Origin of the sequence: Streptomyces purpurogeneiscleroticus (genome assembly GCF_020024005.1) — a bacterium.
Taxonomy (GTDB): Bacteria; Actinomycetota; Actinomycetes; order Streptomycetales; family Streptomycetaceae; genus Streptomyces; species Streptomyces purpurogeneiscleroticus.
On record NZ_NHSG01000344.1, the window covers coordinates 33,063 to 43,109 of the forward strand.

8 protein-coding genes and 1 pseudogene are annotated in these 10,047 nt (G+C 69.1%); 4 read left to right on the forward strand and 5 right to left on the reverse strand.

Translation table 11 applies throughout. The annotated features are described in order from the left end of the window. Nucleotides 1-6: 6 nt before the first annotated feature. The 5 genes from CCS38_RS23110 to CCS38_RS23130 form a co-directional block, all read right to left on the reverse strand. Nucleotides 7-1,068, reverse strand: a complete 1,062-nt coding sequence (locus CCS38_RS23110) for an ABC transporter ATP-binding protein (RefSeq protein WP_223735231.1) — start codon at nucleotides 1,066-1,068, stop codon at nucleotides 7-9. An 11-nt stretch (nucleotides 1,069-1,079) separates the two neighbouring features. Next, entirely contained in the window at nucleotides 1,080-2,057 is a 978-nt protein-coding gene (locus CCS38_RS23115; RefSeq protein WP_223735232.1) for an ABC transporter permease, read from the reverse strand. A 114-nt stretch (nucleotides 2,058-2,171) separates the two neighbouring features. Beyond that, nucleotides 2,172-3,977: an ABC transporter substrate-binding protein gene (locus CCS38_RS23120; RefSeq protein WP_223735233.1), complete on the reverse strand. Its 1,806-nt coding sequence runs from the start codon at nucleotides 3,975-3,977 to the stop codon at nucleotides 2,172-2,174. Between the two features lie 89 nt (nucleotides 3,978-4,066). Next, the gene (locus CCS38_RS23125; RefSeq protein WP_223735234.1) at nucleotides 4,067-5,098 is read right to left on the reverse strand and encodes an ABC transporter permease; all 1,032 of its coding nucleotides are present in this window, start codon (nucleotides 5,096-5,098) and stop codon (nucleotides 4,067-4,069) included. Between the two features lie 370 nt (nucleotides 5,099-5,468). Further along, entirely contained in the window at nucleotides 5,469-7,652 is a 2,184-nt protein-coding gene (locus CCS38_RS23130; protein WP_223735235.1) for a S9 family peptidase, read from the reverse strand. A 206-nt stretch (nucleotides 7,653-7,858) separates the two neighbouring features. Here CCS38_RS23130 and CCS38_RS23135 point away from each other — a divergent pair, with 206 nt between their 5' ends. From CCS38_RS23135 to CCS38_RS23150, 4 genes and pseudogenes are all read left to right on the forward strand, one after another. Further along, nucleotides 7,859-8,053 carry a hypothetical protein gene (locus tag CCS38_RS23135; RefSeq protein WP_030264052.1) on the forward strand — a complete coding sequence of 65 codons (195 nt, stop codon included), beginning with the start codon at nucleotides 7,859-7,861 and terminating at the stop codon, nucleotides 8,051-8,053. Between the two features lie 107 nt (nucleotides 8,054-8,160). Continuing rightward, nucleotides 8,161-9,096: an N-acetyl-1-D-myo-inositol-2-amino-2-deoxy-alpha-D-glucopyranoside deacetylase gene (gene mshB / locus CCS38_RS23140; protein ID WP_223735236.1), complete on the forward strand. Its 936-nt coding sequence runs from the start codon at nucleotides 8,161-8,163 to the stop codon at nucleotides 9,094-9,096. Continuing rightward, the gene (locus CCS38_RS23145; protein WP_223735237.1) at nucleotides 9,093-9,560 is read left to right on the forward strand and encodes a DUF6113 family protein; all 468 of its coding nucleotides are present in this window, start codon (nucleotides 9,093-9,095) and stop codon (nucleotides 9,558-9,560) included. Before mshB ends, CCS38_RS23145 begins: the two co-directional genes overlap by 4 nt. Nucleotides 9,561-9,725: 165 nt before the next feature. Then, nucleotides 9,726-10,047 (forward strand): annotated as a pseudogene (locus CCS38_RS23150) (hypothetical protein); the annotation flags it as partial.

Below are 10,047 nucleotides of genomic sequence, written 5' to 3' on the forward strand. Positions count from 1 at the left end.
CGCTCCCTAGCCCAGCCGGGGCTTGATCTGCTCGGTGAAGAAGGTGTGCTTCTGCTCGGCGCTCAGGTGGCAGGCCGAGGCGCGCCCCGGCGCCAGCAGCGGCCGCTCGTCGGCGCAGCGGGTGCCGCCCACCTCCGAGGTGAAGGCGCAGCGCGGGTGGAAGGGGCAGCCGGACGGCGGGTTGAGCAGGCTCGGCGGGGTGCCGGGGATCGGGTGCAGCGGCTCGTCGACGCTGGCCGACAGGCGCGGCATCGAGCCCAGCAGGCCCCAGGCGTACGGGTGCTGCGGCGTGGTGAGGATGTCCTTGACCGTGCCGCGCTCGACCGCCCGCCCGGCGTACATCACCAGCAGCTCGTCGGCCATGTTGGCGACCACGCCGAGGTCGTGGGTGATCAGGATGATCGCCGAGCCGAACTCCTGCTGGAGGTCCTTGAGGAGGTCCAGGATCTGCGCCTGCACGGTGACGTCGAGCGCGGTGGTCGGCTCGTCCGCGATGAGCAGCGCGGGGTTGCAGACCAGCGCCATGGCGATCATGGCGCGCTGGCGCATACCGCCGGAGAACTGGTGCGGGTAGTCGTCCACCCGCAGGTTCGGCTGCGGGATGCCGACCTTGGTCAGCATCTCGATGGCGCGCTGCCGGCCCTCGCGCTTGCTCGCGCCGGTGTGCTTGATGAACGGTTCGGCGATCTGCCGGCCCACCGTGTAGTACGGCGAGAGCGCCGTCAGCGGGTCCTGGAAGATCATCGCCATCTTGTTGCCGCGGAGCTTCTGCAGCGTGCGCTCGGTCGCGCCGGTCAGCTCCTGGCCGTCCAGCGTGATCTCGCCGGTGATCTCGGTGGAGGCGGGGTTGTGCAGGCCCAGAACGGCGAGGTTCGTTACCGACTTGCCGGAGCCGGACTCGCCGACGATGCCGAGCGTCTGGCCCTTGCTCAGGTCGAAGGAGAGCCCGTCGACGGCCTTGACGATGCCGTCCTCGGTGGAGAACCGCACGTACAGGTCGCGTACCGACAGGAAGGGGTCCGATCCGGTCGGGACCGGTGCGCCTTCGGTCTTGGTGAGTGTGGTCACTGGTGGCTCTCCTAGGACAGGCGCACGCGCGGGTCGATGAACGCGTAGCAGGCATCGACGATGATGTTGAAGAGGACGATGAAGGTCGCCGCGAACAGCATCACGCCCATGACCATGGGCAGGTCGGTGTTCTGCACGGACTGCACCGCGAGGGTGCCCAGGCCCGGCAGGGCGAAGGTCTGCTCCGTGATCATCGCGCCGCCGAAGAGCGACCCGAGGTCGATGCCGAAGATGGTGACGATGGGGATGAGGGACCCTCGCCAGGCGTACCGGAAGAAGACCGTCCCCCGGGTCATGCCCTTGGCGCGTGCGGTACGGACGTGTTCCTCGGCCAGCTGCTCGATCATCGAGGAGCGCGCCATACGGGTGTACTGCGCGGTGAAGATGACCGACAGCACGCACCAGGGGATCAGCAGCCCCATGAACCAGGCGGCCGGATTGTCCGTGAAATTGACGTACTTCGGCTGGCCCAGGATCTCGAGGTTGTACACCAGCAGGGCCAGCACGATGGGGCCGATGAAGTAGATCTGCATTGAGCTCAGCACCAGCGAGGCGGAGCTGAAGACCTTGTCGACCAGCTTGCCCTGCTTCCAGGCGGCGATCATGCCGGTGCTCAGGCCGACCGTGAGGAAGACCGCCGCGCCGCCGATGGTCAGCGAGATGGTGGTCGGGAAACGGTCGATGATGGTGTCCCAGACGGGGTCCCCGTTGGCGAACGAGTAGCCGAAGCACGGGGCCGGGCACGGGCCCTGGGCGAAGTCGCGACCGGTCACGATGCCGGACATGAAGTCCCAGTACTGGACGGGGATCGGCTTGTCCAGGCCGAGATTCTTGTGAATCAGGGCGATGGCGTCCGGGGTGCAGTTCTTTCCGCAGGACAGCAGCGCGGGATCCCGTGGGGCGGCGAAGAACAGGAAGAAGGTGAACGCGCTGATCAGCAGCAGGATCACGATCGCGCCGAGGGACCGGCGGAAAAGGAAACGAAGCATGGCAGATCGCAGCTCTCGTGGGGCAGCGGAAGGAGGTGGGTGGGGACCGCGCGGTGTGCCCGTCCGGTCCGGACGGGCACACCGGGCGCCAGGGTTACCGGCGCGAGGGCGCGGTTACTTCTTGACGAACAGCTTCGTCGGGTCGACACCGCTGATGATGTCGTTGTTCACGACGCCACCGATCTTGGAACCGTGCAGCTGGATCTGCTTGTAGTAGAAGGTCGGGATCGCCGGCAGGTCCTCCTTGAGAATCTTCTCGTTGAGCTTGAACCACTCCTCGGACGCCTTCTCCTGGTCGGACATCTTGGAGATGCGGTCCATCTCCTTGCTGACCGCCGGGTTGTCGTAGTGCGCGTAGTTCGGCGAGCCGTCCTGGATCTGCCGGCCGTCCATGGTGGGCGGCAGCACGGTCGAGGCGCTCGGCCAGTCCGCGCCCCACGCCGACGCGTAGATGTCGAACTTGTTGTCGACCTTGCCGACCACGTCGTAGTACGTGTCGGAGGGCAGGTCCTTCGGCTGGACGTCGAAGCCGGCCTTCTTGAGGTTGTCGACGATGGAGACCGAGTACTTCTGCGGCTCCGGCGCGTTCATGTAGGCGAAGGTGATCTTCATGCCTGTCTTGCCGGCTTCCTTCAGGATCTTCTTCGCCTTCGCCACGTCACCCAGCGGCTTCTTCAGCTTGCCGTAGGGGTCGATGTCCTTGTACCCGGTGACCGTCGGGCTGATGTAGCTGCCCGCCAGCTCGCCGCCGCCCGGGGTGCCGTAGGCGTCCAGGACGGCCTGCGTCGGCATCGCGTAGGCGAGGGCCTCGCGGACCTTCTTGTCCTTGATCCGCTTCATGTTGAAGTTGATGACGCCGACGTAGGGCTGGTAACCCGAGGTCGACCGCTTCTTGACCTTCGGGTCGTTGGCCACGGTCTGCATGCTGGCCGCGTCGACCTGGTTGTTGAAGCTGATCGCCGTCTGGTTGTCGGCGTTGTCCGCGATCAGACGCTGGGTCGAGTCGGGGTAGGACACGCCGAACTGGATGTCGAACTTGTCGACGTACTGGTGGCGGGAGTTGTCCGTCTTCGGGTCCCACTCCGGGTTCCGGACCAGCGTCATGCCCTTGCCGGACTTGAAGGACCCCGGCTTGATCTTGTACGGGCCCGAGGACTGCGGGGCCTTGTCGTACTTCTCCTTGGTGTCCTTCTTCTCCTGCACCGCGGCGTAGCCGGCCATGGCCAGCGCGTAGGGCAGGTCCGGGTGGGGCGACTTGAAGTGGAAGATGATGGTCTTGTCGTCCGGCGTCTCCAGGATGCTGTCCGGAAGGTGCTTGCCCTTGTACGGGCCGTCCTTCAGGAGCTTGCGGTAGTCCGTGGAGTTCGTGTCCGCGAGCCACTGCTGGAGGTAGTACGGGCCGTCGGTGATGAAGGGCGCGAACGTCCGCTCGATCGAGTGCCGGATGTCCTTGGCGGTGACCGGGGAGCCGTCCTCCCACTTCACGTTGTCCTTGAGGGTGTACTTCCAGGTCTTGCCGCCGTCGGAGGACTGGCCGCTGTCCGTGGCGAGGTCACCGACGACGGTGTACTTGCCCTTGTTGTCCATGTGGTAGGTCGTCAGCTTGCGGAACAGCAGCGTGGCGAGCGCGCCCTCGTCGCTGACGTAGATCTGCGCCGGGTCCAGGTGCGAGTAGGTGTCGCGCTGGTAGACCTTGATGGTGCCGCCCTTCTGGGCGCCCGGCACCTCCTCGGCCGCTCCCTTGGACGCCGCGGCGTCGCCGAACGCGATCTGCTCGCGCTGCTTCTCGGCGTGCGAACGGTCGCCCGAGCCGTCACCGGTGCCGGTGCCCGCGCCGCTGCTGCATGCGGTGAGGACGAGTGCGCCGGCGGCCAGCGCGACCAGGGTGGCGTGAGTTCTGCGCGTACGGTTGCTGCTCATGACGGTGTATGCACCTGCCTGTCGTTGATCCGTTGCTGCTGCCTGACTCATGCGGTGCCGGGGTGGCAGCACCCCCCACGGAACGGATCTCATCGAGCCCGCTTCGGGTCGAAAGCGTCCCGGACCGAGTCCCCGAGCAGGTTGAAGGCGACGATGAAGATGACCATCGCCAGGCCGGGGAAGAAGAGGTACGTGATGTCGTTGCGGTAGTAGTCGGCGGCGTTGGCGAACATCCGCCCCCAGTCCGGGGTGGGTTCGACGAAGCCGACGCCCAGAAAGGACAGGCCCGCAATGGACGTCACGAAGTTCGGGAGCATGTACGTCGTCTGGACCAGGATCGGCGTCACCACGTTGGGCAGCAGTTCACGCCGGATGATGCGGGCCGGTGAGGCTCCGGAGACCTTCGCCGCCTCGATGAACTCCCGTTCGCGCAGCGAGAGGACCTGCCCGCGGAGCAGCCGCGCCAGGCTCATCCAGCCCAGGAACCACATCACCAGGATCAGGATGGATGCGCGCAGCCAGGTCGGCATGGCGTCCTCGGGGGCGACGAAGACGGCGCCCACGACGGGGACGAAGGCGACGAAGAAGAGCTGGTTCGGAAAGGCCATCAGCAGGTCGATGACCCGGCCGATGAAGTAGTCGGTCTTGCCGCCGAAGTACCCGGCCGCCACACCCAGCACGATGGCGGTGAGCACCGAGGCGATGGTGATCGCGAGCGCGGTGAAGAGCGTGGTGCGGATCCCGTAGACGAGCTGCATGAACACGTCGCGTCCCAGGGTCGGTTCGATGCCGAACCAGAACTCGCTGGAGATGCCGCCGTTGGGCTGGGTCGGGTAACCGTTCGTCAGCAGACCCGGCGTGAGCATGCCGTACCGCGTGTAGGGGTCCTTGCCGTACAGCATGGAGATGACCGGGGCCAGCAGGCCGACGGCGAAGAAGAACAGGACGACGTAGGCGCTGATCACTCCGACGCGGTCACGCCGGAAGCGGGCCCACATCAATTGGCCCGGCGAACGGCCGACCAATTCGCCGCCCTTGCGGTCCTTTCCCTTGCTCAGCCCGTCGGGTCCAAGTCCTGGGGTGTCGGTCTTGGAAACCGCGGTCTGGGATGGACTAGTCATCGCGAAGTGCCCCCGCGCCGAGTTCTCTTGGAACATGAAGCGGCACAGAGTTGCACCGCTGGTTGAGCGGACTTTCGCAAGTGATTTACGGCGGAGTCAAGAGTCTGCGGACGGACCGTAGCCACCTTGTTCGCTTCTTGAGCGAAGATTGCGCAGATTGACGCCACGGCGTGCTTGACAGTTACCGGAGGTGTACGGCATGCGAGACATTTCGTCCCGAACATCCTTAACAAGAAGGACACTTGGCTGTCGCAGCACCGATATACGAACGCGCCATCCTCGACAGCGTACGGCCGTGCGGGTGCCGTGGACCGGCCGGGGAGGCCAACAGCCTCCCCGGCCGGTCGCTTTTCGCCCCGTTCTCCCGTACTTAGGAGAGGCCGAGGCTCCGCTTGAGGAATGCGACTTGCAGAAGGAGCAGATTTTCGGCCACTTGTTCCTGGGGCGTCATATGGGTCACCCCGGACAGCGGGAGTACTTCGTGCGGCCGGCCGGCGGCCAGCAGTGCCGAGGAGAACCGCAGCGAATGCGCCACGACCACATTGTCGTCGGCCAGCCCATGAATGATCATCATTGGCCGGTGCTGATCGGCCGCTTCCACCAGGCCCGCGTCCGTGACCAGGGAATTCCTTACGTAGGAATCCGGATCCTCGTCCGGGTGGCCCATGTACCGCTCGGTGTAGTGGGTGTCGTACAGCCGCTGGTCGGTGACGGGCGCGCCCACCACCGCCGCGTGGAAGACGTCCGGGCGGCGCAGCGCGGCCAGCCCGGCGAGATACCCGCCGAAGGACCAGCCGCGGATGGCCACCCGGTCCAGATCCAGCGGGAAACGCTCTGCCAGCGCGTGCAGCGCGTCGACCTGGTCCTCCAGCACCACCTCCGCGACCCGCCGCGAAATCGCCTTCTCCCAGGCGGGGGAGCGGCCCGGCGTGCCCCGGCCGTCGGCGACCACCACGGCGAACCCCTGGTCGGCGAACCACTGCGAGGTGAGGAAGACGTTGTGCGCCGCCAGCACGCGCTGCGCGTGCGGCCCGCCGTACGGGTCCAGCAGCACCGGCAGCGGCCCGTCCCCCTCCTCGTAACCGGTCGGCAGCAGCACCGCGCACGGGATCTCCCGCTCGCCCGCCGTCACGAACCGCGGCCGGGCGGCGAGCACCGGCGTCTCCGCGTGCGACGGAATCTCCGCGAGCCGGGTCTCCTTGCCGTCGGCGCTCAGCCGCAGGACCTCCACCTGCGCCCCGGGCCGCTCCGCGCACATGTGCGACACGACGGCCACCTCGCCCACGCGCACCGCGGAGGAGTACGAGGCGTACGGGCGCTCCGTCACCCGCTCCCAGCCGCCCTGGTCGCCGCTGCCGCGGTACCAGGCCCGGTAGACCCCCACGTCGTGCAGGTCCTCGCCGCTCGCTGAGAACAGGACATCTTCCTGGCCGATATCGAGCACTCCGCGCACGTGCAGCGGCGCGGACGTCAGCGGCCGGTCCCCCACGAAGAGTTTGCGCGCGCCGCCCTCGTCGGCGATCCGCACCAGCCGCCGGTCGGGCGTCCAGGCCGGCACGCCCGGATAGGGCTCGACCCAGACCGGGTCCTCGTCGGCGTGCACCAGGCGCGTCGCGCCCGTATCGGTGTCGACCGCCAGATAGCGCTGCGAGCGCTGGTCGCGGGACTGCACCAGGAGCAGCGGCGGGCCGGCGGGGGACCAGTGCACCCGGGCCAGATACGGGTAGCGCTCGCGGTCCCAGACGACGTCCGTGCGCTCCCCGTCCAGGCCCAGCAGGGCCAGCGTGACCTCGGCGTTGGGCGTGCCGGCCGCCGGATAGGCCACCTCGGCGGGCGCCTTGTCCGGGTGCGCCGGGTCGGCGATCCACCAGCGCCGTACGGGGGAGTCGTCGACCCGCGCGGCCAGCAGCCGGTCGCTCTCCGGCGACCACCAGAAGCCGCGGTACCGGCTCATCTCCTCGGCCGCGATGAACTCCGCGAGGCCCCAGGTGACGTGCGGTCCGTCCGGCGCCGCCAGCGCACGGTCGCCGTCTCGTGCGCCGTCCCGTGAGCCGTCAACGTCGGCCGTGCCGTCGCCCGCCACGGGCACGACCCGCAGCGCGCCCTCCGCGACGTACGCGACGTACCGCCCGTCCGGGGACGGACGCGGGTCCACCACCGGGCCGGGGACGGGCAGTTCGCGGCAGGTGCCGGCCCGCAGCTCGGAGACGAACAGCCGGCCGGAGAGGGGGAAGGCGGCCAGTTCCACGGCCGCGTCGGTGGCGTAGCCGACCACGCCGGCCGAGCCCTCACGGGTCCGCTCCCGACGCGCCTTCTCCTGCGGCGACAGTTCCTCGTCGGTGCCGCCCAGCAGCCCCGCCGGGTCGGCCGCGGGGTACTCGCGCCCGGCGTCAAGGTCATGGACCCACAACAGATTCGCCCGATCGGTGCCGGATCGGGAGCGGAGGAAGACGACGCGCGTACTATCCGGCGAGATGCTGAAGCCGCGCGGCACGCCCAGGCTGAAGCGCTGGGTGCGCGCGTGCTGCCGGGGAAATGAGAGCTGTCCGGTCATGGGCCGAGCGTAAGGGCCACGGGGCTCACCGTGGCCGCTCTCGTGAAGATCGTGTGCGCCCCCACTCTGCACCCGTGCACCTGCATATGCGTGCGTGCCGATAGTTATGATCGCTGAGGCGTGTGGGTATGGAGCCATTGGCCAAAGGGCCGGGGCCTGTACCTGCCCAATCCCGTTCCGTCCGTGCGTACTTGGAGGTGACCGCCGTGGCACTCTCGATTTCGGCGGTGGTGCTGCTGGCGATCATCGTCTTCCTGCTGGTGAAGAAGTCAGGCTTGAAGGCGGGCCACGCAGTCGTGTGCATCTTGCTCGGCTTCTACATCGCGAGCTCGACGATCGCTCCCACCATCAGAGAGCTGACGACCAACATCGCCGGGATGATCGGCGGCATCAAGTTCTGAGCCGACCGCGGCCGCCCCGGCGGCCGTGACGTGCGGCAGCGGGCCCGACCGGGTGGATCATCCGGTCGGGTTCCCCGTGCCGCACGTACGGCTCGTACGCTGTCCCCATGTCCGACCTTCCCGCCCGCCGTCTGCTGCTGGTGCACGCGCACCCGGACGACGAGTCGATCAACAACGGCGCCACCATGGCCAAATACGCGGCCGAGGGCGCCCTCGTCACGCTGGTGACCTGCACTCTCGGCGAGGAGGGCGAGGTCATCCCGCCGCACCTCGCGCATCTGGCCGCCGACAAGGACGACGTGCTCGGCCCGTACCGCAGCGGCGAACTGGCCGCCGCAATGGCCGAGCTGGGTGTCACCGACCACCGCCTGCTCGGCGCCCCGGGCCGCTACCGCGACTCCGGGATGATGGGCGCGCCCCAGAACGACCGTCCGGACGCCTTCTGGCAGGCCGACCTGGACACGGCCGCGGGCGACCTGGTCGAGGTGGTCCGCGAGGTACGCCCGCAGGTCCTGGTCACCTACGACCCGGACGGCGGCTACGGCCACCCCGACCACATCCAGGCCCACCGGGTCGCGATGCGCGCCGCGGAGCTGGCCGCCGACCCCGCCTTCCGGCCGGAGCTCGGCGCGGCCCACGTGATCGAGAAGGTCTACTGGAACTGCAATCCGCGCTCCGTGGTCGAGGAGGGTTTCGAGCGGCTGCACGCGGCCGGGCTGTCCTTCCCCGGCGTCGCCGCTGTGGACGACGTCCCCGGAGTGGTGCCGGACGACCAGGTCACCGCCTCGATCGCGGCCGCGCCCGAGCACGGCGCGGCAAAGGCCGCTGCGATGCGCGCGCACGTCACCCAGATCGCCGTGGACGGCCCCTTCTTCGCGCTCTCCAACGATCTCGGCCAGCCGCTGCTGGGCGACGAGCACTACCGTCTCGTGCGCGGCACGTCCGGCGCGCGGGAAGGTGAGCGCGAGGACGACCTCTTCGCGGGCGTACGGACGCAGGACGGGCCGGATACGGCCGCGGACACGAGGGAGACGGCGCGATGAGCGGCAACGACGGGGCGGACAGGCGCAGCCGGGCGGCCGGCGGCGGCGCCGGGGCCACCGAGGCCAAGGCGCCGCGGCAGTCGGAGACGCCGCCCGGCGGCGTGCTGAAGGCCGGGCTGTACGTGCTCCTGGTCGTCCTCGGCGCGCTGGTAGCGGTGGCCGGGGCGCTGGTCCAGGGGGCGTGGTTCCCCGGCGGCCTGCTGCTCGCGCTGGCGGGTGCCGCGGCGCTGTTCACCGGGGGCGCGCGGGCGGCCGTATCGGTTGTCGGGGCGCTGGTCCCGGCCGCCGTCTGGCTGGTGACGGTGATCGCGCTCAGCACGACGCGCGCCGAGGGCGATTTCGTCTTCGGTGCCGGGCTGGGGGCCTATGCCTTCCTGCTGGGCGGCATCGCCGTCGCTGTGATCTGTACCACGACGTCCATGGGTCGCCCGGCGCACCTGGGTGCGGTACGACGTGGCATGTGACGGGCCGTCCGCGGCCCTTGTTCGGCGGCGCGGGCAGGCGTCCGTACGGGGAGCGTTCCTCCGCACCCCGGATCCCCGCCCGCGCCGGACAGTATGGTGGTGCGCGCCGCCGAGCCGCCCAAGCACGTCGATGACGAGCGGCGGAGCCAACCGGGAGATCCTGCTTTGAGTCGTGAATCTGACAGTTCGTCCTCCGGGCCCCAGGGGCGCGGCGCTGCCGCCTACCCCTCGGGAACCCCGCCGTACGGAAACCGCCAGGGCGACGCCGACGAGGCGGTAGCGGCGCGGCCGGGGGAGCCCAGGACCGAGACCACGCTGACCACCCGCATCAAGATCAACATTCCGGGGTCGCGGCCGATCCCGCCGGTCGTGGTGCGCAAGCCGGTCGGCGAGGACGCCGCCGCGAACGGCGCCGACGGTGCCGGCCGGACCGACGGACGCACCGGCAGCACGCCGCGGCCCCGGCCGCAGGCCGCGCCGCCCGCGC

Excerpts from the sequence above, each read along its gene's own strand:
- CCS38_RS23115 (WP_223735232.1), bottom strand. The coding sequence starts at position 2,057 with ATGCTTCGTTTCCTTTTCCGCCGGTCCCTCGGCGCGATCGTGATCCTG.
- CCS38_RS23120 (WP_223735233.1), bottom strand. The coding sequence starts at position 3,977 with ATGAGCAGCAACCGTACGCGCAGAACTCACGCCACCCTGGTCGCGCTG.
- CCS38_RS23125 (WP_223735234.1), bottom strand. The coding sequence starts at position 5,098 with ATGACTAGTCCATCCCAGACCGCGGTTTCCAAGACCGACACCCCAGGA.
- CCS38_RS23130 (WP_223735235.1), bottom strand. The coding sequence starts at position 7,652 with ATGACCGGACAGCTCTCATTTCCCCGGCAGCACGCGCGCACCCAGCGC.
- mshB (WP_223735236.1), top strand. The coding sequence starts at position 8,161 with ATGTCCGACCTTCCCGCCCGCCGTCTGCTGCTGGTGCACGCGCACCCG.
- CCS38_RS23145 (WP_223735237.1), top strand. The coding sequence starts at position 9,093 with ATGAGCGGCAACGACGGGGCGGACAGGCGCAGCCGGGCGGCCGGCGGC.